The organism is Aquimarina sp. AD1, from assembly GCF_003443695.1.
Taxonomy (GTDB): domain Bacteria; phylum Bacteroidota; class Bacteroidia; order Flavobacteriales; family Flavobacteriaceae; genus Aquimarina; species Aquimarina latercula.
Genome location: NZ_CP031966.1, coordinates 1,227,029 through 1,250,294, shown reverse-complemented (window position 1 = coordinate 1,250,294; position 23,266 = coordinate 1,227,029). Strand labels below are relative to the sequence as shown.

The 23,266-nt window shown below is 31.6% G+C and carries 26 protein-coding genes; 21 read left to right on the top strand and 5 right to left on the bottom strand.

Annotated elements, in window-relative coordinates; genetic code table 11:
• Positions 1-83: 83 nt before the first annotated feature.
• The 16 genes from D1815_RS05625 (at position 84) to D1815_RS23570 (ending at position 14,047) form a co-directional block, all read left to right on the top strand.
• A complete protein-coding gene (locus tag D1815_RS05625) occupies positions 84-2,489 on the top strand; it encodes a glycoside hydrolase family 31 protein (protein ID WP_118386266.1) in 2,406 nt (801 codons plus the stop codon).
• A gap of 125 nt (positions 2,490-2,614) precedes the next feature.
• A complete protein-coding gene (locus tag D1815_RS05620) occupies positions 2,615-3,436 on the top strand; it encodes a M48 family metallopeptidase (RefSeq protein WP_027391401.1) in 822 nt (273 codons plus the stop codon).
• An 86-nt stretch (positions 3,437-3,522) separates the two neighbouring features.
• The gene (locus D1815_RS05615) at positions 3,523-4,845 is read left to right on the top strand and encodes an MFS transporter (RefSeq protein ID WP_027391402.1); all 1,323 of its coding nucleotides are present in this window, start codon (positions 3,523-3,525) and stop codon (positions 4,843-4,845) included.
• A gap of 302 nt (positions 4,846-5,147) precedes the next feature.
• Positions 5,148-5,627, top strand: coding sequence for a lipocalin family protein (locus D1815_RS05610; RefSeq protein ID WP_027391403.1), 480 nt, complete (start codon positions 5,148-5,150; stop codon positions 5,625-5,627).
• Between the two features lie 19 nt (positions 5,628-5,646).
• Positions 5,647-6,336 carry an OmpA family protein gene (locus D1815_RS05605; protein ID WP_027391404.1) on the top strand — a complete coding sequence of 230 codons (690 nt, stop codon included), beginning with the start codon at positions 5,647-5,649 and terminating at the stop codon, positions 6,334-6,336.
• Between the two features lie 201 nt (positions 6,337-6,537).
• Positions 6,538-6,999, top strand: a complete 462-nt coding sequence (locus D1815_RS05600; protein ID WP_158594446.1) for a lipocalin — start codon at positions 6,538-6,540, stop codon at positions 6,997-6,999.
• 39 nt (positions 7,000-7,038) lie between these two features.
• Positions 7,039-7,731 (top strand): OmpA family protein, encoded by a 693-nt coding sequence (locus D1815_RS05595; RefSeq protein ID WP_027391406.1) that lies wholly within the window; start codon positions 7,039-7,041, stop codon positions 7,729-7,731.
• 79 nt (positions 7,732-7,810) lie between these two features.
• On the top strand, positions 7,811-8,938 hold the full coding sequence (locus D1815_RS05590) for an NAD(P)/FAD-dependent oxidoreductase (RefSeq protein WP_118386264.1): 1,128 nt from the start codon (positions 7,811-7,813) through the stop codon (positions 8,936-8,938).
• The gene (locus D1815_RS05585) at positions 8,932-9,642 is read left to right on the top strand and encodes a methyltransferase domain-containing protein (RefSeq protein ID WP_027391408.1); all 711 of its coding nucleotides are present in this window, start codon (positions 8,932-8,934) and stop codon (positions 9,640-9,642) included. The genes D1815_RS05590 and D1815_RS05585 overlap by 7 nt, the downstream gene beginning before the upstream one ends.
• A gap of 12 nt (positions 9,643-9,654) precedes the next feature.
• Positions 9,655-10,707: a type III polyketide synthase gene (locus D1815_RS05580; RefSeq protein ID WP_118386263.1), complete on the top strand. Its 1,053-nt coding sequence runs from the start codon at positions 9,655-9,657 to the stop codon at positions 10,705-10,707.
• 41 nt (positions 10,708-10,748) lie between these two features.
• A complete protein-coding gene (locus D1815_RS05575; RefSeq protein WP_118386262.1) occupies positions 10,749-11,228 on the top strand; it encodes a hypothetical protein in 480 nt (159 codons plus the stop codon).
• Between the two features lie 13 nt (positions 11,229-11,241).
• On the top strand, positions 11,242-11,673 hold the full coding sequence (locus D1815_RS05570; RefSeq protein ID WP_118389891.1) for a 3-hydroxyacyl-ACP dehydratase FabZ family protein: 432 nt from the start codon (positions 11,242-11,244) through the stop codon (positions 11,671-11,673).
• Positions 11,674-11,703: 30 nt separating this feature from the next.
• Positions 11,704-12,981 carry a beta-ketoacyl synthase gene (locus D1815_RS05565; RefSeq protein ID WP_118386261.1) on the top strand — a complete coding sequence of 426 codons (1,278 nt, stop codon included), beginning with the start codon at positions 11,704-11,706 and terminating at the stop codon, positions 12,979-12,981.
• Between the two features lie 13 nt (positions 12,982-12,994).
• Complete coding sequence (locus tag D1815_RS05560) at positions 12,995-13,249, top strand: acyl carrier protein (protein ID WP_027391413.1); 255 nt, start codon at positions 12,995-12,997, stop codon at positions 13,247-13,249.
• Positions 13,246-13,791 carry a 4'-phosphopantetheinyl transferase superfamily protein gene (locus tag D1815_RS05555; RefSeq protein ID WP_118386260.1) on the top strand — a complete coding sequence of 182 codons (546 nt, stop codon included), beginning with the start codon at positions 13,246-13,248 and terminating at the stop codon, positions 13,789-13,791. The genes D1815_RS05560 and D1815_RS05555 overlap by 4 nt, the downstream gene beginning before the upstream one ends.
• Before the next feature lie 112 nt (positions 13,792-13,903).
• Entirely contained in the window at positions 13,904-14,047 is a 144-nt protein-coding gene (locus tag D1815_RS23570) for a hypothetical protein (RefSeq protein ID WP_155839596.1), read from the top strand.
• A gap of 16 nt (positions 14,048-14,063) precedes the next feature.
• Here the strand turns inward: D1815_RS23570 and D1815_RS05550 are convergent, their stop codons facing one another.
• The gene (locus D1815_RS05550; protein ID WP_118386259.1) at positions 14,064-14,669 is read right to left on the bottom strand and encodes a YceI family protein; all 606 of its coding nucleotides are present in this window, start codon (positions 14,667-14,669) and stop codon (positions 14,064-14,066) included.
• Between the two features lie 194 nt (positions 14,670-14,863).
• On the opposite strand from D1815_RS05550, the gene D1815_RS05545 reads away from it, so the two are divergent.
• Entirely contained in the window at positions 14,864-15,046 is a 183-nt protein-coding gene (locus D1815_RS05545; protein WP_027391415.1) for a hypothetical protein, read from the top strand.
• 4 nt (positions 15,047-15,050) lie between these two features.
• On the opposite strand, the gene D1815_RS05540 is transcribed toward D1815_RS05545, so the two are convergent.
• Positions 15,051-16,253 carry a multidrug effflux MFS transporter gene (locus D1815_RS05540; protein WP_035084096.1) on the bottom strand — a complete coding sequence of 401 codons (1,203 nt, stop codon included), beginning with the start codon at positions 16,251-16,253 and terminating at the stop codon, positions 15,051-15,053.
• A gap of 118 nt (positions 16,254-16,371) precedes the next feature.
• Here D1815_RS05540 and D1815_RS23565 point away from each other — a divergent pair, with 118 nt between their 5' ends.
• The 3 genes from D1815_RS23565 (at position 16,372) to D1815_RS05530 (ending at position 17,748) form a co-directional block, all read left to right on the top strand.
• Complete coding sequence (locus D1815_RS23565; protein WP_158594447.1) at positions 16,372-16,545, top strand: hypothetical protein; 174 nt, start codon at positions 16,372-16,374, stop codon at positions 16,543-16,545.
• A gap of 117 nt (positions 16,546-16,662) precedes the next feature.
• Positions 16,663-17,088, top strand: a complete 426-nt coding sequence (locus D1815_RS05535; RefSeq protein WP_120650368.1) for a hypothetical protein — start codon at positions 16,663-16,665, stop codon at positions 17,086-17,088.
• 90 nt (positions 17,089-17,178) lie between these two features.
• The gene (locus D1815_RS05530) at positions 17,179-17,748 is read left to right on the top strand and encodes a DUF4251 domain-containing protein (RefSeq protein ID WP_158594448.1); all 570 of its coding nucleotides are present in this window, start codon (positions 17,179-17,181) and stop codon (positions 17,746-17,748) included.
• A gap of 69 nt (positions 17,749-17,817) precedes the next feature.
• Here D1815_RS05530 and D1815_RS05525 read toward each other — a convergent pair whose 3' ends face one another.
• The 3 genes from D1815_RS05525 to D1815_RS05515 are packed head-to-tail and all read right to left on the bottom strand — an operon-like array spanning position 17,818 to position 20,701.
• On the bottom strand, positions 17,818-18,663 hold the full coding sequence (locus D1815_RS05525) for a tetratricopeptide repeat protein (protein ID WP_118386256.1): 846 nt from the start codon (positions 18,661-18,663) through the stop codon (positions 17,818-17,820).
• Positions 18,635-19,762 carry a hypothetical protein gene (locus D1815_RS05520; protein WP_118386255.1) on the bottom strand — a complete coding sequence of 376 codons (1,128 nt, stop codon included), beginning with the start codon at positions 19,760-19,762 and terminating at the stop codon, positions 18,635-18,637. The genes D1815_RS05525 and D1815_RS05520 overlap by 29 nt, the downstream gene beginning before the upstream one ends.
• Before the next feature lie 39 nt (positions 19,763-19,801).
• Entirely contained in the window at positions 19,802-20,701 is a 900-nt protein-coding gene (locus D1815_RS05515) for an EamA family transporter (protein ID WP_118386254.1), read from the bottom strand.
• Between the two features lie 331 nt (positions 20,702-21,032).
• Between D1815_RS05515 and D1815_RS05510 the strand changes: the two genes are divergently transcribed.
• Positions 21,033-23,234: a T9SS type A sorting domain-containing protein gene (locus D1815_RS05510; protein WP_118386253.1), complete on the top strand. Its 2,202-nt coding sequence runs from the start codon at positions 21,033-21,035 to the stop codon at positions 23,232-23,234.
• Positions 23,235-23,266: the final 32 nt, after the last annotated feature.

Here is a 23,266-nt window from a genome sequence, read left to right as displayed (position 1 = left end):
TACTAATTAAAAGAGTTCATTTATTGCAATAGATATCGTTTTTTTACATAACACAATAGTATAAGAAAAGAAACCAACCAACTATGATTACTAATACTGAGTTAGAGATAAAAGGGAACTTATTTCCCGGAAAGATCATTTCCTTTTCACAAAATGTAGATAAGATTAATTTCACTACAGAGAATGGTGTAATTCTTCAAGTAACTATTATAAGAGGAAGTGTAGTGCGTTTTAGATACGCAACGGACAGTAATTTTGAGAAAGACTTTTCTTATGCAATTAGCGAAAAAGGTGTAAGAGGATACAGTGAGTTAGAGGTTAAAGAGTTAGAAGATAAATATGAGATCATCACCAAGAAAATAGTAATTTCTATTGCTAAGGCTAATATTAGTGTTTCCATTAGTGATAAAGAAGGAAATGTTATTTGTAAAGATGATTGGGGATTTCATTGGGAGCAAAGTTATGAGTACGGAGGAAACATCGTAAAGATGAGTAAATCCGCTCCGCAAGGTGAGTGTTATTATGGCTTGGGTGATAAACCGATGCATTTAAACTTAAAGGGTAAACGTATAGAGAATTGGGCTACTGATCAATATGCTTTTGGAAAAGATCAAGATCCATTATATAAAAGTGTTCCGTTTTATATTGGAATGTATGAAGAAAGAGCTTATGGTATTTTCTTTGACAATTCTTTCAAAACATTTTTTGATTTTTGTAACGAACGTCGTAATGTAACTAGTTTTTGGGCGCATGGCGGAGAAATGAATTATTATTTCTTTTATGGACCTAATATGCAGGATGTGGTTACTAGATATACAGATCTTACAGGTAAACCCGAATTACCACCTTTATGGGCATTGGGATATCATCAATGTAAATGGAGTTATTATCCAGAAAGTAAAGTAAAGGAAATTACTACGAAATTTAGAGACTTAAGAATACCTTGTGATGCTATATATTTAGATATAGATTATATGGATGGATTTAGATGTTTTACTTGGAATAAGGAGTATTTCCCAGATCCAAAACGAATGGTAGAGGAATTAGCAGAAGATGGGTATAAAACTATTGTAATTATTGATCCAGGAATTAAGATTGATGATCAGTATTCTGTATATCAGGAGGCAATGGAAAACGATTATTTCTGTAAACGCGCCGATGGACCTTATATGAGAGGAAAAGTATGGCCGGGAGAATGTTTCTTTCCTGATTTTACAAATCCTGAAGTTAGAGAATGGTGGGCAGGATTATTTAAAGAGCTTATTGATGAAATTGGTGTAAAAGGGGTTTGGAATGATATGAATGAACCAGCAGTAATGGAGGTTCCTGGAAAAACATTCCCTGATGATGTACGTCATAATTATGATGGGAATCCTTGTAGTCACAGAAAAGCACACAATATTTATGGTACGCAAATGGCGCGTGCGACTTATGAAGGGATAAAACGATTTGCTTATCCAAAAAGACCATTTGTAATTACAAGATCAGCATATTCAGGAGCACAACGATATACTTCTTCTTGGACTGGTGACAATGTAGCCACTTGGGAGCATCTTTGGATAGCAAATATTCAGGCTCAACGTATGAGTATGAGTGGTATGTCTTTTACAGGAAGTGATATCGGAGGATTTGCAGAACATCCTACAGGAGAACTTTATGCTCGATGGATACAGTTAGGTGTTTTTCATCCTTTTTGCAGAACTCATTCATCAGGAGATCACGGTAATCAAGAACCTTGGACCTTTGGTGAAGAGGTAATTGATGTAACACGAAAATATGTAGAATTGCGCTACCAATTGCTACCATATTTATACACCATGTTTTGGGAATATGCAGAAGAAGGAATACCAATGTTAAAATCATTGGTCCTATATGATCAATTGGATCCACAAACACATTATAGAACCGATGAATTTGTTTTTGGAAATCAAATTTTAGTATGTCCTGTTCAAGAACCTAATGCCAAAGGAAGAAGATTATATATACCTCGAGGTAATTGGTATAATTACTGGACACGTGAATATGTGAAAGGAGGAATGGAACAATGGGTAGACGCAGATTTAGACACGATTCCGTTATTTGTAAAAGAAGGAGCGGTTATTCCTAAATACCCTATTCAGCAATATGTAGGTGAGAAAAAAATTGAAGAATTAAAGCTAGAAGTTTATTATAAATTGGGTAATAAAGAAGTCTCTAAGGTATATGAGGACGCTCAAGATGGTTATGATTATGCTAAAGGGCGATTTAGTTTGCGGAGTTTTGCTTTTACTGGAAAGGAAAATGAAATTATTATACAGCAGCATAAAAATGGTACATTCATCACGGAGTATGAAGCAATGAAAATAGAATTTATAGGATTACCTTTTGTTATAGGAAAAATTGAAATTGATAATGTAGTGGTATCCTTAGGTGATCTTAACTATGATGCTAAAAATAATACCGTAGTTGTTCCAAAAAACTTTACAGAGCTTCATATTGTATCTAAATAATGCAGTTTGTCGATTATAAAAGCTTTACATAGACTATAGTGAATAAATAGATCGTTTTTTATTAAAATGGATGTGTTGAATTTTGTAATTTTATATTACGTAAATTATATCTATCCGTAAATATTATGAAAAATAAAAAAATAGTAGTTGCATTAGGATCTGTGTTTCTTTTTCTATCGTGTGCTACCAACCCTTTTACTGGTAAGCAAACATTGGCGTTAGTGCCTAATTCTCAGATTTTACCAGCAGCTTTTGCCCAATATGATCAGGTATTGAAGGAAAGTAAAGTACTAAAGGGCACATCAGAAGCAGAAATGGTTAAACGTGTTGGTCAAAAGATAGCTACAGCGGCAGAAAGATGGCTTAATGCAAATGGTCATCAAGGTTATTTGAGTGATTATAAATGGGAATATAACCTAATAGATGATAAATCTGTTAACGCTTGGGCTATGCCTGGTGGAAAAATAGCATTTTACACGGGTATTTTACCGATTGCCAAAACTGAAACGGGAATAGCTGCTATTATGGGACACGAGGTAGTTCATGCAATTGCAAATCATGGACAACAGCGTATGAGTGCTGGACAATTACAACAAGTAGCAGGTGTAGCGACAGCAGTAGCTGTTAGTGGACAAAAGGAGCAAACACAACAGATAGTTGGAACAGCATTTGGTTTAGGTAGTCAATTCGGAGTTATGTTACCATTTAGTAGAAGTCATGAAACAGAAGCTGATAAAATTGGATTGACATTAATGGCGATTGCAGGATATGACCCTTCGGAAGCAGCCGAGTTATGGAAAAGAATGAAAGCCAATAGTGGAGGACAAGCACCACCAGAGTTTATGAGTACACATCCATCAAATGATACTCGTATAGCTAATCTCACAGCTTGGGCACCAGCTGCAAAAGCTGAGGCAAGAAAATTTGGAGTTACTAGCTTTAAATAATTGTAAATTCTCAATACTTAAAAAGATTATACTTATTTTAGAAGCTGTTCCGGAAAATTCCAGAACAGCTTTTTTAATATTGATACATGGGAAACACACTACCTAAAGGACATAAGAAATTATTAAATGCTTGGGCTTTTTATGATTGGGCAAATTCTGTATATAACTTAACTATTTCATCTGCTGTTTTCCCTATATTTTGGGGAGCACTAACTATTATTAGAAATGATCAAGGAGAAATAATTAGTGATACTGTTTCTTTTTTGGGATATGATTTTAATAATGATTCTTTGATAAGTTATGTAACCGCTTTAGCATTCCTTATTGTATCATTTATTAGCCCTTTCCTTTCAGGAATAGCTGATTATATAGGTAATAAGAAAAATTTTTTGAAGTTCTTTTGCTATTTAGGAGCATTATCCTGTATAGGTTTATATTGGTTTTCTTTAGATAATTTATTTTTCAGTTTGTTATGTTATTTATTAGCGTTGATCGGTTTTTGGGGGAGTATTGTATTTTATAATTCGTATTTACCAGATATCGCATTTCCGGAGCAACAAGATGCCATAAGTGCAAAAGGATATTCTTTAGGATATATAGGCAGTGTAATACTTTTAATAATAAACCTAGTAATGATATTAAAATATGATTGGTTTGGTTTTGAGAATGAAGGATTACCAACTAGATTATCATTTTTAATGGTAGGTGTATGGTGGATTGGTTTTAGTCAATATTCATATTATTATTTGCCAAAAGGAAATAAAAAGAAAACTTTATCTAAAGATGTTCTGTTTAATGGTTTTAAAGAATTGAAATTAATATGGAATGCTCTTAAACATAATATTAGGTTAAAAAGGTATTTAATTTCCTTTTTTGTTTATAGTATGGCGGTTCAAACCATTATGCTTATTGCTACTTATTTTGGTATTGAAGAGTTAGATTGGGGAGATCAAAATGCGACAACAGGACTTATTATTAGTATTCTTTTAATTCAATTAGTCGCTATTGCGGGTGCTTTTTTAACTTCAAGAGCTTCGGCTAAATATGGTAATATACAAACTCTTATAGTTATTAACTGTATTTGGATTGCGGTTTGTATTTATGCATATACTATTACAACACCAACTCAGTTTTATGTTGCAGCTGCTATCGTAGGTCTTATAATGGGAGGTATTCAAGCCTTGTCTAGGTCTACATATTCAAAGTTACTACCGGAAAATGCTGTGGATACTGCTTCTTACTTTAGTTTTTATGATGTAGCAGAAAAAATCGGCATAGTTATTGGAATGTTTTCTTATGGTATTGTAGCGCAACTAACGGGCAGTGTTAGGTTTTCAATATTGTTTTTTATAATATTTTTCATTGTTGGTGTTTTTCTACTATTTAGAGTTCCAAAGGAAGAAGAGTAAGTGTTTTTTATTTTATATTAATTGGCTTTTTATAGTGTTAAAATCTGTTAACAATGTATAGTTAATATATGATAATATTCTTTGTTTCGTTTTATCTCTTATGTAGATTAGATTTGAACTTTTAAAAACCACAACCGTATGACTTCCCAAAGTAAACTTCATCACTTTTATCTAAAATCTGTGTATTTGATCTAAATTATTAAATGCTCCGATGATATTTTTAATTCAAAATAAGTTTATATGATGATATTTGAATATAAACTCATAGCTTAAATTTTACAGTTAAACATAAATTAATACTCATGAAAAAACTGATATTAGTACTTACAGTTATTTTGCTGGCATCTTGTTCTGCAAGCCAGAAAACGATTATAGCAGCAAAGAAAACCTTAAAAGGGGAATGGTCTTTAGATAAAATATCTTATGACCGTTCTGGTGTGTTTGAGGTTACGTTATATAATGATGCTTCGGCAGAATGTCTAACTGGTGGTATATGGAAATTTATTCCAAATAATAATACAGGTAAATATACAGTAAATGAAAATCAGTGTACTTCTACTGGTGCTCGTAACTTTAGATTTACTATTCCAGAACCATCAGAAAATGGAGATTATAGTTTTCTTTTTAAACCAATAGATGAGAAGAAGAAAAGTACGAATAATAATAAAGGGTATCGCATGACCCTTAAACATTTAGATGATACTACAATGACGTGGACTCAAACAGTTAGCCTAGAAGGAAAACCTTTTGTAATCACCATGAATTTTAATAAACTACAATAAATCAAATCTTAAGATAATGATACGATCAAATTTTAATAAAATAGCAATAGCATTAACTGCTTTAATTATTTTGAACAGTTGTGATGCGGTACAAAATGCAAATAATACGCAAAAAGGTGCTGTTATAGGTACGACTACTGGAGCAGTTCTAGGAGGGGTAATAGGTAATAATGTTGGAAATAAAGAAAATTCTGTATTAGGAGCTATTATTGGAGGTGTTGTTGGAGGTGTTGCCGGTGGAGTTATTGGTAAACAAATGGATAAACAAGCTCAAAAAATAGAAGAAGAAATTCCAGGAGCAGAAGTAACTAGAGTTGGAGAGGGAATTGATATCATATTTGATGAAAATAGTGGTGTGTATTTTGATACTAATAAGTATAATATTAATGCAAAATCCAAGGAGAACTTGAATAAGCTTATTAATATTTTTAAGGAATATCCTGACACTAATATTATTGTAGATGGTCATACAGATAGTTCTGGTGATGATGCTTATAATATGGAATTGTCAAAGAAACGGGCAAATGCAGTTACTAGTTATTTAGTATCTCAAGGTATTAGCACTACCAGGTTAACTACCTATTATCATGGGGAAACATTACCTAAGTATGATAATTCGACTGCAGAAGGAAGGGCGAAAAATAGAAGAGTAGAATTTGGTGTTTTAGCAAATGATAAAATGATAGAAGACGCTAAAAAAATAGATTAAAAAAAGTATAAAAATTTATTAAATCCCCAAAGGAATGTAGTTTTCTTTGGGGATTTTTTCATGCATTTTTTTTACCCTGAAAACAGTGATCTCTTTTTCACTATTTAGGATGTAGTATTAAGGTAATAAGAAGAGGATATTTGTTCTATAAAACATGATAACCTTTTTAAAACCTAAACCTTGAGAACAATTTTCCTTTTTTTGACATGTATACTTTTATATAGTTGTGGAGCTTCGGATGCTTTTACAAGGTCAGCTAAGATTTCAATACAAGGAGTTTGGATATTAAAAGAAGCCAGTTTTGATACCAATAGTAGTGCTACATATAATGTTACTGTATTGAATGGTGTTCCTTTAAAATGTATTGAAGACACAAATTGGGAGTTCATATCCAATAATAATACCGGAAGCTACGCTCTATCAGGGACCTCTTGCCCAGAAATTGGTATTTATAATTTCATATGGTCCATTCCAAAAGAAATGAATGGATTAAAGCATAGCATCTTATTAAAACCGGTTAATAAGAAGATGAAAAGTGAAATAAATAATAAAGGGTATCGTATGGAATTCCATGAATTGAAGGATGATAGAATGACTTGGACTTATGATATGATCATAGATGGAGAAAAGTTTACAATTAAACTAAATTTTGAGAAACAATAATTAAAAGAATTAATAACCAACAAACATAATTTACTACACATGAGATCACACAATATCAAAAACTCAAAAAAACTAGCATATTTAGGAATATTATTAATCACTATCATGAGTTGTAAATCTATGAAAAACGCCGAATTAGGTGGTTTTATAGGAGCAGCGGGTGGCGCCATTATTGGAGGAGTAATTGGAGAGAATATAGGAGAAGAAGGTGAAATTGGTGCCGTCATTGGTGGTATTGTTGGAGCAACGGTAGGGAGTATTATAGGAAATCAAATGGATCAACAAGCAAAAAAGATCGAAGAAGAAATGCCTGCAGTCGTTGTACAAAGAGTAGAAGAAGATATTAATATTGTTTTTGATGAAGAAAGCGGTGTCTATTTTAATACCAATAAGTATGATTTAAATGCAAGTTCTAAAGAAACCATCAATAAATTAGCAGAAATACTTAAAGAATACCCTAATTCTAATATTCTAATCGAAGGTCATACCGATAATGTTGGTAAAGAAGAATCTAATTTTATTCTATCAAAATATAGAGCACAATCAGTTAGAGATTATCTTATAACACAAGGTGTTGATGAAGAGAGATTTACTGTCACTTATTATGGCGAATCACAACCTAAATATCCAAATGACACTTCTGAAGGGAAGTCCAAAAATAGAAGGGTAGAAGTTACTATATCACCAAATGAAGAATTAAGAAGACAAGCAGTTGCGCAAATAAAAGAGTAAGGTTTTGTAATTGAGAATGATAAATCCCGACTTAAAAGTTGGGATTTTTTTATGCACAAAATTTATGTATCTTCAATAAATGAATAGTCATAAGCACATAGTTATTATTGGTGGCGGTCTGGCTGGTTTGACTAGTGCAATACATTTGGCTAAGTATCAAATACCTGTGCTTATTATAGAAAAAGATCAGTATCCAAAACATAAAGTTTGTGGAGAATATATTTCTAACGAAATAATGCCATACTTTGATTTTTTGGGAATAAAATTAGATGATTTAGGAGTAGTAAAAATTTCAGAATTAAATATAAGCACAACAAAAGGTAAAATAATAAAAAGTAAACTTCCTTTAGGTGGTTTTGGTATTAGTCGATATACACTAGATAATTACTTATGGAATTTAGCAAAAAGTTTAGGTGTACAAACACTAAATGATCAAGTTTTAGATGTAGGCTACAAAAAAAACAGGTTTTCTGTAAAAACGGCTAATAATGCATTGATTACTAGTGATTATGTTATAGGAGCTTATGGGAAGCGATCCATATTAGATAAAAAGTTGGAACGTGATTTTAGTAAAAATAAATCTCCTTGGCTAGCAGTTAAAGCTCATTATAAGTCCAGTTTTAATCCTAATACAGTGGCGTTACATAATTTTGATGGAGGTTACTGTGGATTATCTATGGTAGAGAATAATACTGTAAATGCATGTTATCTCGTAAACTATGATAGTTTTAAAAGATGTAAGGATATAGATCATTTTGAAGAGAATGTGCTTAAGAAAAACCCTTATTTAAAAGATTTTTTTGAAAACTCTCAACGAATATTCGAAAAACCGATTACTATAAGTCAAATTAATTTTGATAGAAAACAGCCCGTCGAAAATCATGTTTTTATGTTAGGTGATGCGGCAGGATTAATCCACCCTTTATGTGGCAATGGCATGGCAATGGCTATACAGAGTGCTAAAATCTTATGTGAACTGTTAATTAATAATTATGAATCTAATATATATACATTAGAAAAGATAGAAGAACTTTATTCAAAAGAATGGAAAACAATGTTTTCTAAAAGATTATATGCTGGACGTATACTTCAAAAGATGCTGTTAAATGAAACTATACAACAAATAGGTCAGAAAGTGGCAACTTTAGTCCCGGTCATTGTTCCGAAAATTATAAAGCAAACACACGGAAAACCTTTAATATGTTAGAAAACTTTACGAATAGAAGTAATGAAGCAGAATTAATGGATGATCCCCAGGTTAATGAAAAAGATTTGGCAGTGGCTTTAAGGGATATATCTAGAGTAAATAAACTATTAGGAGGCAATAGTATCACTATCAAATCGGTATTAAATAAAATAAAAAGTAAGGATAATAAATCTGAATGGATTATTACAGATTTGGGATGTGGTGATGGTCAAATGCTGCGACAATTAGCAGATGTATTTAGGAAAAGAGGAATTAAAGCAAAATTAATCGGAATTGATAATAATGATAAATGTTTGTTACACGCAGAAAATTTAAGTAAACCATATACAGAGATTAGTTATAAGAATGCCGATATCCTAACACTGACAAAAGAAAATTTTTCTTGTGATATAATTATCTGCACATTGACATTGCATCACTTTACAGATGAAGAAATAAAGAAAGTACTTAAAAAAAGTTTAGAGTTAGTGTCAGAATCTTTGATTATTAATGATATCCATAGAAACACTTGGTCGTATTATTTATTTAAAATATTTAGTTATTTCTTTATCAAAGGATATATTGCTAAGAATGATGGACTCGTATCTATTAAAAGGGGGTTTAAAAGAAAAGAATTAGTAAGTTTTGCAAAAGATTTAGGACTTACAAAGTATCAATTAGATTGGAAATGGGCTTTTAGGTATCGCTGGATAATCAATAATTAAAAGGGAGTAAAATTGAGTGTAAAAATAACAACAGTTGCTAAACAGTTGCCAAAATATGTAAGGAATACAAAAGAAATACTTCCTTTTGTATCTCATTGGCTTACAGGACAAGAAGATCGTTTTAAACGAAAGGTTCTTAAGATTTTTGAGAATGCCGCCGTCGATAAGCGTTATGGGATTATGAGTATTGAGGAAGTTTTTACTGCAACTTCTTTCGAAGAAAAAAATGATATTTACATTAGAGAAGTAAAAAAACTTGGAGAATCTGCACTAAAAAAAGCATTAGATAAAGCTGGTTGGGATCCAAAATCACTAGACTATATAATTACAGTAAGTTGTACAGGAATAATGATTCCGTCATTAGATGCCTATTTAATAAATTCATTAGATCTTAGGCAAGATATTGTAAGACTTCCTGTTACTGAAATGGGTTGTGCAGCAGGAGTTTCTGGAATTATATACGCTAGGAATTTCTTAGAAGCAAATCCAGAAAAAAGAGCTGCGGTAATCGCAGTAGAATCGCCAACAGCAACTTTTCAACATGATGATTATAGTATGGTGAATATTGTGAGTTCTGCTATTTTTGGTGATGGAGCAGCTTGTGCCTTACTTTCTTCAGAAAAACAATCTGAAGGACCAAATATTCTTGCTGATGAGATGTATCATTTTTATGATGCAACAACTATGATGGGTTTTAAATTGACTAATGGAGGTCTACAAATGGTGTTAGATAAAGAGGTGCCTGAAAAAATAGCTAAATATTTTCCTGATATAATACATCCTTTTCTTTCAAAAAATGGAAAATCTATAGAAGAAATAGATCATTTGATTTTTCATCCTGGAGGTAAGAAAATTGTGCAAACTGTAGAAAATCTTTTTGGTGATCTAGGAAAGAATATTGATGAGACTAAAACTGTTTTACGTGAGTATGGAAATATGAGTAGTGCTACGGTGTTATATGTTTTGCAACGTTTTATGGATAACAAACCCAAAAAAGGAGAAACCGGATTAATGTTAAGTTTTGGCCCAGGATTTTCTGCTCAAAGAATATTATTAGAATGGTGATCAAAATTAATTAGATATAATAATCTTACTATAAAAATATCATGAAAAACCTATTAACTTATATACTCTTTATTATGGTTACAGTATCTGCTTGTAAAGCCAATGATAATGGTGATAACTCCAATATTGACGTAGATATTACTAATGCAGAAGTTACTAATGTGTCTGTTACTGGTAATGAAAGTAACTATTCCTTTAACGTAGAGATAAAAAGCCCTGATTTAGGATGTAATCAATATGCGGATTGGTGGGAAATCATATCCGAAGATGGCACATTGCTATATAGAAGGATTTTAGCACATAGCCATGTAAATGAACAACCATTTACAAGATCTGGAGGCCCTGTAGCGATTAGTGATGATCAAGTAATCTATATCCGTGCGCATATGAATACTACTGGGTATGGGAAATTAGTGTATAAAGGAAGTGTTTCAGGTGGTTTTAGTCAACAAACATTGGAAACTACCTTTGCAAATCAAGTAGAAACAGAAGAACCACTGCCTAGCGGATGTGCTTTTTAAAAACAAAGTAATTTTGACAGGAGAACAGATTATTGAAAAGCTACCATATCAGGACCCTTTTTTATTTGTTGATGAAATTTTAGAGGTAGATGAGCATCAAATAGTAGGTAATTATACCTTAAAGCAAGATGAATATTTTTATAAAGGTCATTTTAAAGAAAATCCAATAACACCAGGAGTTATTCTTACAGAAATTATGGCTCAAATAGGTTTAGTATGTTTAGGAATGTTTATCCTTAGTGAACAAATAAATAACAATCCGGTTAAAGTAGCTATGAGTAGCACGAGTATTGATTTTTACAAATCTGTTCTACCAGGAGAAAAGGTAGTTGTTATTTCAAAAAAGGAATATTTTAGATTTAATAAATTAAAATGTCAAGTCGAAATGTATAATGAAGAAGAGAAGCTAGTTGCTAAAGGGCAAATTGCAGGTATGGTTATTTAGTGTTCGTTAGTATTAATTCTTTAGAATTTTATGAAAAACAGAAGGGTAGTAGTTACTGGTTTGGGTGTTGTCTCATCAAATGGAATTAACGTTTCAATATTTAATGAGTCAATTAAAAGCGGTATCTCAGGAATTAATTATATTGAAGAGTTGAAATCACTTAAATTTTCATGTCAAATAGCTGGAAAACCGAATTATAAAAAAGATTACTTAAACAAATACTTTAATAGTGTCCAGCTAAAAGGATTAAATGCCTCAGGATTAGAATATGGTGTGATTTCGGGTTTAGATGCTTGGAAAAATGCAGGTTTAGAAATCACGGATAAAAAAGAAAAGCCCTTATGGAATGCTGGAGTAATTTTTGGAACAGGTATACTTGGAGTTGATAAATTTAGAGAAGCTATCTATAAAGTCGACGAAGGAAATGTAAGAAGATTAGGAAGTACTTCTGTTATACAAACAATGGCTAGTGGTATTAGTGCTTTTTTAGGAGGAATTATTGGTTGTGGTAATATTACAACAACGAATTCTTCAGCTTGTAGTACGGGAACAGAAGCTATTCTTATGGCTTATGATAGAATCACAGAGGGAAAAGCAGAGATTATTTTAGCAGGTAGTACCAGTGATAGTGGGCCTTATATTTGGGGCGGCTTTGATGCTATGAGAATTCTTCCTCATAAATTTAATGATAATCCTACAGAGGCTTCAAGACCGATGAGTGCTACGGCAAGTGGTTTTGTGCCAGGAAGTGGAGCGGGAGCTATGGTGTTAGAAAGCTTAGAAAGTGCCAAAAAGAGAGGGGCAACAATTTATGCAGAAATATTAGGTGGACACGTTAATAGTGGTGGTCAAAGAAATGGCGGAAGTATGACTGCTCCTAATAGCATTGCAGTTAAACAATGTATTCGTCAAGCGGTTATAAACTCGGGGATTCAAAATAACGATATAGATGCTATTAATGGACATTTAACAGCAACCACAAAGGATGTTGCAGAAATTGAGAATTGGTGTGAAGCATTGGATAGAAAAGGAAAAGATTTCCCATATATAAACTCATTAAAAGGTTTGGTCGGTCATTGTCTAGCTGCATCCGGGAGTATAGAAAGTGTAGCTACAGTGCTGCAGTTAAAAGAAGGTTTTGTTTTTGGGAACAAAAACTGTGAAGATTTACATCCAGAAATTGAAGCTTTGATTGATAGAGAAAAAGTTCCTACTAAAACAGTATTAAAACCTATTAATATTGCGGTAAAAGCTAGTTTCGGATTTGGAGATGTAAATGCTTGTATTATCTTTAAAAAATATTCGTAATCAAAAAAAGTTCATGACAAAAGAAGAATTATTATCTAAACTAAAAACTATTATAAAACCATATGTTCAAAATCAGGAAGGGTTACAACAACTTTCTGAAGCTACTAATTTTATTGATGATCTCGAGATTAATTCTGCAAATTTAGTAGATATAATACTTGATGTAGAAGATGAGTTTGGTATCGAAATAGATAATGACGGTATGGATAAAATGTTAACCGTAAAGGCATCTATAGAAGTAATTGAGGATAAATTAGCTGCAAAATGATAGGTGACGATATTGTAGATCTTAAACTTGCACGAATCCAAAGTAATTGGAGAAGAAAAGGGTGGCTGCAAAAGATTTTTACAGAATCAGAACAAGTCATGATTTGGGATTCTGAAGACCCTGATGGATTAGTCTGGAAATTATGGAGTATGAAGGAAGCTACTTATAAAGCTCATCAACGCCGTTTTTCTATACCTAGAAAATATAATCCTTGGGATTTTGTTTGTTCTGATGAGCAGGTTACAATCGATAATCATAGTTACAAAATAGTTTCTAAACAGAATAACAAGTACGCTTATACTATTTCTTTCACAGATCAAAGTAACTTTATTTCTAAAGTATTTAATGATAATACACTGTTTTATAAAAAAGTATTACAGAATTATGTAGCTGATATAATGGGAGTAAAAAAGTCTTCTATTTCTATTCTTAAGGATATTCATGGAATACCATGTATCAAAATAGATGATAGATCTACAGATATACCGCTTTCTTTCTCTAGTCACGGTTCTTTTTCTTCATTTACCATTGATTTACCTTAGAAGGTTAATAAGGGGCAAAATACCCTATTAAAAACAGTATTTATACCCTTATGTAGTAGTATTATCATTTGTATTTTCGCAACAGGGAAAACAAAAACTAAATCAGTCAAAAATGATAAATACGTTATTAAGTAAAAGGAACACAAAAAAAGATGAGAAAATAAAAATCACTCGTCTAAAAGAAATGAATATTGTCAATAATGAATTCTTGAAATCTTCAGAAAAACTTGCTAAAGCTTATAATATTCACATATAAATAAATACCAAATAGTTTATTTCAAAATAGGGAAATCAAATACAACATCTAATTTGTTTTTTTCTCTTTCATCATGAATATTTACTCCATAATCACTGGTGTAAATTGTAGTTTTACCAAGTAAATTTTTGGTAATATCTAAGGTGAAATTGATAATAACTTCTTTTGAGATACCTTTAATAGTAAGGTTTCCTATCACTTTATAGTTATTGTCACCAAAATGAACTACTTCAGAGCTTTCAAAGCTAATTTTAGGGTATTTCTTTTTGTAGAAGAATTTTTCCCACATTAAATGACCATCTCTTAGGAAGTTACCTGTTTCTAAGGTATTTACTAGAGCTGTTCCTTTAAAATAAGCATTCTCAGGGTCTTCGGGATTAAACGAAATTTTAAAATCTAAACCTCCAATAGTTCCATTGGTATCCTCAGAAATAAAATCAAAGGATATTTTAGCATTTTTTTTATCAAAATCAAGTTTAATAAAATCATTGATTAATGCTTCTTCATGACCAATATAGCCATTGGATCCACTAATCATCTTATCAGCTGGTGGTGTAAATTGACCATATCCAAAAGGAATTAAAAAAATCAAAAAAAGAATTGAGTTTAGGTAGGTTTTCATATCAGAAGTTAATTTTTAAATATATACATAATCAATAATCATTCCAATAGCTTTAACATATCAAACAATGTAAAGTATATGATAATCAGTAAAATAATTATAATTTGATGTTAACATTTCTGCTAAATTCTGAAAATTAATATAACTTAGAAAGGATTTAATTCATCAGGTTACAAATTATAAAAGTTTTGAATATGGAAAATCATAATAAAAAGAAATCCTGGTCAAAGAGAAAGTTTGCTGATTTTCAAAATAAGTATCGTCGATCTTCTAATTTTGGGTATGGATCCAAAAGAGATAAATTCGCTATCACTGGTGATGGAGAACTAGCTGTACCTAGAAAAAAGAATATGGATGATATGAACGCTATTGATTAAAAAATTATTTATTTTTTTTACTTGTAGTTTTCAGATATGTCAAAATCCCTATAGAAATCGCAGCGCAAACCGAAAAACCTAAGAAAAGAGGCAAAGCAGTGTCCTCTACAAATTTTCCTATATAAGTACTAATAGGAACCGCCATTATTGTGCTTAAAAAACCGGTAATAGCAGCGGCTATTCCTGCAATATGACCAACAGGTTCCATTGCTAATGCTCTTAAATTACCAAACAAAAATCCAATCGAGAAAAATTGCAAGCCAAAGAAAATTAATAGTACTAGTACGCTGGGATTAGAATTCCCATAAAACAAACCAAGATATAGTAAAGAAATACCAAAGAAGGAGTAGAGTGAAACAGTAACTAACTTTTCCATTCCATACTTTAGTACTAAAGTTCCGTTTAAAAAAGTGGCCGTACCAATTGAGATTGCTAGTAACGCAAATATATATGGAAATTCATCTTTGAGTCGATATTGTTGTTCGAAAATTTGTTGTGAGCTACTTAAATATACCAAAAAAGAACCGACAATAAATCCCGAAATTAAAGTGTATCCGATCGTAGTCTTGTATTTTATTAATTCTCTTAAACCATCTTTAAATATAGAAGGAGTAAATTTTATACGATTCGAAACTTCCAAAGTTTCTTTTTGTCTTTTCCAAAACCAGATAGATACAAAACCACTAAATATAAGTTGTATGTAAAAAATAGCTTGCCAATTATAATGATCTAGTACAAATTTGCCAAGTGCAGGTGCAATAATAGGTACTAAGAGAAAAACTACTGTTATAAAAGACATAATACGTGCCATATAATCTCCACTGTAAGTGTCTCTAATCATAGCAATAGCTATTGTTCTTGGTGCGGAGAGTCCTATACCTTGTAAAATCCTACCCGCTATCATAACAGCTAAATTAGTTGCGTTGATACACATAAAACTCGCTATTACAAATAGTAATAAGCCGATATAAACTATTGGTTTTCTTCCTAAGCTGTCTGATATTGGCCCAAAAATAAGAGGCCCTATACCGAGGCCTAAAAATATCATAGTAATTAATAGTTGATTGTCTGATAGTTCTGTAGTACCAATATTAATACCTATAATATCTAATGCTGGTAATAGCGCATCTATTGCTAAAGCAACAATAGACATGAGCGATGCCATTAAGACAATAAATTCTAATTGCGCATATTTTTTAAAAAGCATCCGGCAAAAGTAATTTATTTAGTGATGTAGTCTCACATTTAATACCGCTATTTAACCTTTATTTAGGAGCATTTTTTCTATTTTCTAATAAGGTAGAATTTATTGTATATTGGTTTGTATGAAATTGTTTAACGCACAACGTAAAAATCTAATGACAGGTAAAGGGATACAAAAATATTTAGTATACGCTGTAGGGGAGATTATTTTAGTAGTAATTGGTATACTAATCGCAGTGAGTATCAACAATGCTAATGAAATTAGAAAAACCAAAAACAATCTAAATAATATTTAAATAGCCTATCAAGAAGATTTAAAAATAGACACATTAACGGTAGGTCGTGTTCTGGATTTATTAGAAGCTAGGAAACAAACTTTTGATCAATTTCTAAGCGATACGGTAACTATCGAAATGTATAAAAAGAATCCGTCTGCTATGGGGTTAGTTTTGAATTACAGTCCATTCGAACTACAACAAAAAGGTATCAGATTACTTGAAAAGTTCGAAAGCACATCCGAAACTGATAGTCTCGTAACTATGATAGTTGCTAATCACAATGGTTTTGATACTTTATTAAGGGAAACACATATACGAATAGGTAGTGATGTAACTGACAATATGGATTTTTTAAAATATAATCACCCTTGGATTGGTGATCTGTTACAAGGTAAATTAGAAAATATCGAAATGTATAATTATTATATAAGTGATACTTACAAAGCCAGATTGGCTATTCATAATGTACTAGTGTATGGAAATTTAAAACCTATTCTAGATCAATACATGAAAAGTTCAAAAACAATTCTAAGTAAAATAGAAGAAAGGATAAAGGATTAGTGGATATTCTATTGTTGAATTGTAGTTTAAAATTCGTAAATTACGGTATAGATTTTGATGTTAATTTATTGTAAAACAAATAAGTATATTATGAGGGCTGTAGTTTTTTTGTTAATGTTAGGAGGTTTTTTGATAGGGTGTAGTAGTTCAAAAAAAACTGTAGAGTCGACTGCTCAGAGTAAAGCTTTAGAAGCACTGATTGCTAAAAAGTCATTTAATATTCAGTCGGACTGGATGTATCCTTTAGCTACATCTAGTATGAATGTTATAGCTAATAGTGGATTGTTACCTCCAGGAAGTACAGTTAATGGGATTAGTTTAATTGGCAACCCCAATCATATAAAATTTCATGGAGATAGTATTTCTATGGACTTACCATTTTATGGAGAGCGTCAATTACCTGGTCAGTATACACGTAATGAAGGTGGTATTGTGTTTAATGGAGTTCCTGATAGATATGAGGTTACAAAAGATGAAAAACGGCAAAGACATATAATTAAATTTACTGTTAAGAATAACAGGGAATCTTATAGAGTTATGGTAACATTATATCCAAACTGGACTTCCAATATAAATATTAATAGTAGCCACCGCACATCTATCCGGTACAGAGGAGATGTATCTACTTTGGAAAAAGATAATGGATTGGTTACCAATTAAATTATACAGTTTTTAGATAAGGGATTTGGTAATTATTCGAAAGTATTATCGTACTATTGTTTTTTTGGACTAGATATTAGTTAGTAGCTCCTCTATATCTTCTTTATATGTTTGATAAAACTCTTCTACATATGGCCTTCTGCTATTATAACCTTGAGCTAAAAGTTCCCTTGACTTATTCAGTGTTTTTTTTATTTCTAATGAGTTTTTTCCTAAAGCTTTAAGAGTCTTTGCTTTCCAATACATTAGATCTGCATTTTTATTATATTGGATACCTAGCTCAAATTTCCCTAAAGCTTTTTCTAGTTCTCCTGTTTCAAAATATGTAATTCCATAATACATAAATGCTCTGCTCTCTATATAATTTATATCTCCAGATTTTGATTCATGATCAAAGAATTTTTTAAAATACTCTTGAGCTTTAGGGTACTCCTTTTTCATCAAATAAGCGACACCTCTCATAAAATCAATATTTTCAGACTGCGGATAATCTACAAAGTTGGGAGTTAATGCGTCTAGTTCATCAAAGTCCTTAATTGCATTATCATAATCTCTATAAAAGTATAAGTATAAATATCCCCTATATCCTTGCCAAGATTCTGGATCCAGCTCCACGGCTTTTTTATACTTCTTCATAGTCTCAGTATTAATACCACGTTTTACTCTGGGAGCACCCATTTCTCTATGAGGATCAGAGAAGGTAGTGTCTAAAATAATAGCTTCTTGGATATGAAAATGTTCTTCTGGCGTGCCTTGATAATATCCTCCTTTTAAGCCTTCTATAAATTGTTTTGCGTATTTCTGAGAAACCGTCTCAGAAAACTCTTTTTTATATAATTTAGGTGGTTGACTACAAGAACTAATAAATAGTGCTAGACAAAATCCACTAAGGTAAAATATCTTGAATCTTTCCATTGTTTAAAATAAAGGTTATATAAAAGTAAGAATCTCTTTTTTTGTTTCTAATAATACATGGTTTCCATTCTTTTACTTCAGAAAGGATATTATATAGGTGCATACTAGTTTCTTCGGGAAACTGTTTTTTATTGTATTCGAAATCAGCAGATTGATCTGTAGTAAATTTACCAGCTTCTCCTTTACAATTAATAACAAACCTAAAAGTCAAGTAGCCAGATTGGTCCCTTAGCTTGTTAATATCTAGTTTACTAAAGATCAATCTTTTTAAACTTCCTTTTCCACCAATAAATCCAGCTCTATCATTTCCTCCATTATAATAATCTGCTATGAATTCTTGATCAGTACATAGTTCTAACTCTTTATCTTTATCTATGGTTTTATTAAAATCAATATAACCAACACGCTTTATGTTGTGTTTAGAAAGAACGTTAAATTCTGAAGGTAATAATTGCTCTACCAAAACTCTTTCCATCTTAAAAGCATCCGTTGTTAATGTGGAGGAATACAGGCCTAAATCCTGAACGTAAATATTACGAGAGTGAAAATTTGTAACGCTTTTTTGGTTTTCTCCATATACGGTAGTATCTATAATATTCAATGCAATAATTTTAGCAGGTTTTGAAGCTATCATAGTATCTTTGACCATAGTGATGGTTTTGCTCATATCAACATATCGGGACTTTTCATTCACAAGTTTTGACCTATAGTGGACAGTGTCTTTATCAAAAGTGAGGTAGAAATTCTTGTTTTGTTCCGGATATACAGCTGTAAGTGTATCTTTACCATAAATACGTTCTGCACTAACTTCTATCATGTGATTTCCTTGAATATTAAATTGGTTAGAAGATTGCATTTTAAAAGAAGGACCGTATATTTCTCGACTATAGGTACTATCGTTAATTTTTTTGGTTACAGAGTAGTCAATATATGTTCTTACGTTTTGTTGATCTTTTAAATATAAATTTCTATAATATTTATTTACGACACCCGTATTTTCAACTCCTTTCGGAATAAAAAAACGTTCATTAGTAAGTGAAGTTTTATTACAAGAATAACATATAACGCATAATAACAGCAATAAAAGCTTTTGGTACATTGAATTGGTATTGGTTGATTACTAAAGGTAGGTCTAATTTTATGAATACAAAATTAAAAATACACCAATCATAATACCGAATAAAGGGATTAGTTTTTTTCTCTTATTTTTTTCTTTAAAGACAATACCGCCAATAACAACAGCGATTAGTATTTGGCTTCTTTTTATAGCGGATAATAACATGATCAACGCCTCTGGATCTTGTAATGCTTTAAAATAAAAATAATCTGCTGCTTGTAGCAATATTCCAACAGCTACAATAGTCCATCGAAAAGTGAATTTCTTTCGTTTTTCTGAATTATTAAACCAAGTAAAGGATAAAATTACCAATAAAATTATAACAGTATAAAAACAAAACCAAAACTGTAAAGTTTGAGGTGTTAGTATTAAATCCTGAATTAAAAATTTATCATACAAACCACTAGAAGCTCCTAGAAATGTAGCACCGATAATGGCAAAAATCCATTTATTTCGTTTAAAATTAATCCCTTCCTTTTTACCTATTTTAGAATATAAGATTACTGAAAATATAATTAGAAAGAAACCAATCCATTGCAAGAAATTTGGGCGCTCTTGATAAATTAGAATGGCTCCTATGAAAGTAAAAAAAGGTCCAGCAGAACGTATTGGAGTAACGATGGTGATAGGTAGGTGTTTTAAAGCTTGATATGCCAGAATCCAGGAAGAAGCCATAATCATGGATTTTATAAAAATAAAACCATGGATTTGCCAAGGAATGCTATTAATATAAAAGCCTATCTGTTTCGTGAAATTTGGATAAAACTGTGAACCAATAAAAAAAGGTAATAACACTAAAAAACCAGATCCAATGGTACCAAGAAGCACAGGAAAAACCTCATTTCCTTGTACTGCGTGTTTTTTACATAAGTTGTGTAAACCTAAAAATAGTGCTGCTAATAAACCTAAATACATCCACATGCCGCGAATATAAGTTATTAGTAAATTTTATGAATAATTAGGTTTATATATTTCAAATTCCTTTGATTAATACTAAGAATTATTTCCTTTCATTTTTATTCTTTTTTCGATAAAATCGAAAAATACCATTAAACGACAATCGTTAAAATAACTGTAGGAATTATACTTCTGTTATTTTTTATATAACATAATTATGAATATTGTATTTTTTTAAGAATTATTTTGATATTTATTCAATTTAATGAATATATTTGCGGCATCAAACCAATTTATTATTCACGCATAATACTTTTTAACTATTTAACACAAATCAATTAATTAAAACCTTACAATGAAAACTCAACTAAGCTTTACAAAAAGAACGTTATGGCTATTAGTCATAACAATTATGACTACTATTGCACTACAAGCACAGCAAGTCATTAATGCTACATTACAAAATGACGGTAGAACCAGACAATATCGTTTGTATATTCCTGCGAGCTATGATGCCAATCAACCTGCTCCTTTAATTTTAAATTTCCATGGTTTTACTAATAACATTGATACTCAGTACAATCAAAGTGATTTTAGACAATTAGCCGAGGATAATCAATTCATTTTTGTCACTCCTCAAGGTTTAGGAGGCTTTTTCTCTGGATGGGCTATTAATAATAACTTTGGTGGTAATGAGGATGATTTAGGATTCTCAGATGCCTTGATTGATGTAATTCAGCAAGATTATAATATCAACGAAAAGCGAATTTATGCTACAGGATTCTCCAATGGAGGATTTTTTAGTTACAGACTTGCTTGCGAATTAAGTCCTAGGATCGCAGCTGTTGCTTCGGTTGCAGGAAGTATGACTAGAAGCTGGATTACCAATAATCAATGTCAACCACAACATCCAACTGCAGTATTACAAATTACGGGAACGAATGATAATGTAATTTCTATAAATGGTAACGGAACGAATGAACCAATACAGGATGTTATGGAATATTGGTCTGCAGTTAATAATGGAGATAGTACACCAGATGTGATTCAATTAGGAGGAGGATCTACTCGTTCTATCTGGGACAACGGTGATAATGGGGTAACGGCAGAATTTATTAGAGTCCAAGGAAAAGGACATAGCTGGAACGGTGGAAACGTAAATACATCTCAAGAAATTTGGGATTTCTTTTCTAGATTTGATATTGATGGAGCAATTGATGGTACGCCACCACCTCCGCCTAATGATACCTGTTCTGGTGATGTAACTTCTTTTCCGTTCAACGAAAGTTTTGAAAGTAATTTTGGCGAGTGGAGTAATGCTACTTCTGGAGATGATATCAACTTTACCAGAAATTCAGGAGGAACTCCTTCAAATCAAACGGGGCCAAGTAGTGCTACTGATGGAAGTACTTATATCTACGTAGAAGCCTCTGGTAATGGTACAGGTTTTCCTAATAAAAGAGCAATACTAAATTCACCTTGTTTGAATTTTACTAATGTAGATTCTCCAACCCTTAATTTTGAATATCATATGTTTGGTAGTCAAATTAATAGCTTAACAGTAGAAGCAAGAACAAACAATACTGGAAATTGGTTACCAATATTTAGTAGATCAGGAGATCAAGGTAATATATGGAACGAAACAAGTATAGATCTAACGAGTTATGCAGGTAATCCAAGTGTACAATTACGTTTTAATGTATTGACAGGAACTGGCGCTAGTGGATGGCAAAGTGATATTGCTATTGATGCTGTAAGTATCCAAAATGGTACAGGAAATCCAAATCCAACCTGTGATAGTATTGACTTTAATGACTTTGCAATCACCTCTTTTTCTAACCAAGATAGTGCAGGAAATTTCGCTATACAGAATGGAGGAGGAGCTTTATCATTAACTAACAATACTTGGAAATATATTGGTCTTAATTATACCGTTACTGCAAATACAGTAATCGAATTTGATTTTAGCAGCACATCGCAAGGAGAGATTCATGCAGTAGGTTTTGAAGATAATAATTCACTAACATCCTCACGTTATTTTAAGGTACACGGTACTCAAAGCTATGGAGTAACGAATTTTGATAATTATTCTTCTGGTACAACTACTTATGTAATTCCTGTTGGGAATTTTTATACCGGAGCTATGGATAGATTGGTGTTTATCAATGATAATGATGCAGGATCAGGAAATAATTCTATCTTCTCTAACGTAAAAATATATGAAGGGTCTTGTAACGGTTTATCTGCAACAGAGGTAATTGCTAATTTAGATGATAAAAGACCAATTATGGGAACTGATAAAGAAGGTATCGAAGCAATAAAAATGTCTCCGAATCCAACATCTGATCAGTTCTCTCTTCAGTTAAGTTCTCAAAGTACCGAAGATGCTATTGTGCATATATATAATACATTGGGGCAGAAAAAGTATGAAGCTTTATTAACCCCAGGAATCAATAATTTCTCTGCGCGTAGTTTGTCGCTTAGTTCTGGAGTTTATATTGTAAAAATTAAATCAAAGGGTAGCGAAGAGATTACTCAAAAATTAATTGTTAGATAATTCATAACAAACTATCAAACTAATAATTTACA

Excerpts from the sequence above, each read along its gene's own strand:
- D1815_RS05620 (WP_027391401.1), top strand. The coding sequence starts at position 2,615 with ATGAAAAATAAAAAAATAGTAGTTGCATTAGGATCTGTGTTTCTTTTT.
- D1815_RS05565 (WP_118386261.1), top strand. The coding sequence starts at position 11,704 with ATGAAAAACAGAAGGGTAGTAGTTACTGGTTTGGGTGTTGTCTCATCA.
- D1815_RS05525 (WP_118386256.1), bottom strand. The coding sequence starts at position 18,663 with ATGGAAAGATTCAAGATATTTTACCTTAGTGGATTTTGTCTAGCACTA.
- D1815_RS05595 (WP_027391406.1), top strand. The coding sequence starts at position 7,039 with ATGAGATCACACAATATCAAAAACTCAAAAAAACTAGCATATTTAGGA.
- D1815_RS05590 (WP_118386264.1), top strand. The coding sequence starts at position 7,811 with ATGAATAGTCATAAGCACATAGTTATTATTGGTGGCGGTCTGGCTGGT.
- D1815_RS05510 (WP_118386253.1), top strand. The coding sequence starts at position 21,033 with ATGAAAACTCAACTAAGCTTTACAAAAAGAACGTTATGGCTATTAGTC.
- D1815_RS05615 (WP_027391402.1), top strand. The coding sequence starts at position 3,523 with ATGGGAAACACACTACCTAAAGGACATAAGAAATTATTAAATGCTTGG.
- D1815_RS05545 (WP_027391415.1), top strand. The coding sequence starts at position 14,864 with ATGGAAAATCATAATAAAAAGAAATCCTGGTCAAAGAGAAAGTTTGCT.
- D1815_RS05585 (WP_027391408.1), top strand. The coding sequence starts at position 8,932 with ATGTTAGAAAACTTTACGAATAGAAGTAATGAAGCAGAATTAATGGAT.
- D1815_RS05520 (WP_118386255.1), bottom strand. The coding sequence starts at position 19,762 with ATGTACCAAAAGCTTTTATTGCTGTTATTATGCGTTATATGTTATTCT.
- D1815_RS05555 (WP_118386260.1), top strand. The coding sequence starts at position 13,246 with ATGATAGGTGACGATATTGTAGATCTTAAACTTGCACGAATCCAAAGT.
- D1815_RS05610 (WP_027391403.1), top strand. The coding sequence starts at position 5,148 with ATGAAAAAACTGATATTAGTACTTACAGTTATTTTGCTGGCATCTTGT.
- D1815_RS05535 (WP_120650368.1), top strand. The coding sequence starts at position 16,663 with ATGTATAAAAAGAATCCGTCTGCTATGGGGTTAGTTTTGAATTACAGT.
- D1815_RS23570 (WP_155839596.1), top strand. The coding sequence starts at position 13,904 with ATGATAAATACGTTATTAAGTAAAAGGAACACAAAAAAAGATGAGAAA.
- D1815_RS05530 (WP_158594448.1), top strand. The coding sequence starts at position 17,179 with ATGAGGGCTGTAGTTTTTTTGTTAATGTTAGGAGGTTTTTTGATAGGG.
- D1815_RS05550 (WP_118386259.1), bottom strand. The coding sequence starts at position 14,669 with ATGAAAACCTACCTAAACTCAATTCTTTTTTTGATTTTTTTAATTCCT.
- D1815_RS05575 (WP_118386262.1), top strand. The coding sequence starts at position 10,749 with ATGAAAAACCTATTAACTTATATACTCTTTATTATGGTTACAGTATCT.
- D1815_RS23565 (WP_158594447.1), top strand. The coding sequence starts at position 16,372 with ATGAAATTGTTTAACGCACAACGTAAAAATCTAATGACAGGTAAAGGG.
- D1815_RS05560 (WP_027391413.1), top strand. The coding sequence starts at position 12,995 with ATGACAAAAGAAGAATTATTATCTAAACTAAAAACTATTATAAAACCA.
- D1815_RS05515 (WP_118386254.1), bottom strand. The coding sequence starts at position 20,701 with ATGTGGATGTATTTAGGTTTATTAGCAGCACTATTTTTAGGTTTACAC.
- D1815_RS05625 (WP_118386266.1), top strand. The coding sequence starts at position 84 with ATGATTACTAATACTGAGTTAGAGATAAAAGGGAACTTATTTCCCGGA.
- D1815_RS05540 (WP_035084096.1), bottom strand. The coding sequence starts at position 16,253 with ATGCTTTTTAAAAAATATGCGCAATTAGAATTTATTGTCTTAATGGCA.